1 protein-coding gene is annotated in these 590 nt (G+C 72.5%); it reads left to right on the top strand.

The features are described from left to right. The coding region (locus NOM55_RS17300) for a type VI secretion system Vgr family protein (RefSeq protein ID WP_255909889.1) at positions 1–590 on the top strand (590 nt) is incomplete at both ends.

Below are 590 nucleotides of genomic sequence, written 5' to 3'. Positions count from 1 at the left end.
CTGCGGCAGCAGGCGCACGATGCGCAGGCCAAGTCTTTTACCGGCGGCGGCGTGGTGCGCGGCCTTACCGCCGGGCAGTGGTTCCGCCTCGACGCGCACCCGGCGCACGCCGGCGATGCGCCCGAGCAGCGCGAATTCGTGGTTACCCGCCAGCGGCTTGCCGTACGCAACAACCTGCCGGCCGAGCTGGCCCGCAGCCTGCCGGCCGCGTTGCGGCCAACCCTGGCCGCAAACGGCGACGAGGACAACACGCCGTTCCGCACCGCCTTCGACGCCCAGCGCCGCGGCCTGCCGCTCACCCCGGCCTACGCCGCCACCACCCACGCCAAACCCACCGCGCGCGGCGCGCAGACCGCCACCGTGGTGGGACCGGCCAACGAAGAAGTGCACACCGACGCCCACGGCCGCATCAAGGTGCAGTTCCACTGGCAACGCCCGGACGAACACCCGGACAGCGGGGCGAATCTGGACGAGCGCTCCAGCTGCTGGCTGCGGGTGGCGATGCCCAGCGCCGGCGCCGGCTGGGGCCACCAGTTCATCCCGCGCCTCGGCCAGGAAGTGCTGGTCGACTTCATCGAAGGCGACATCGA

It is taken from the genome of Vogesella sp. AC12 (assembly GCF_024437575.1).
In the GTDB taxonomy this organism is placed as follows: domain Bacteria; phylum Pseudomonadota; class Gammaproteobacteria; order Burkholderiales; family Chromobacteriaceae; genus Vogesella; species Vogesella indigofera.
Note: the sequence above shows the minus strand (reverse complement) of the source record. Positions and strands in the feature narration are given on the sequence as shown.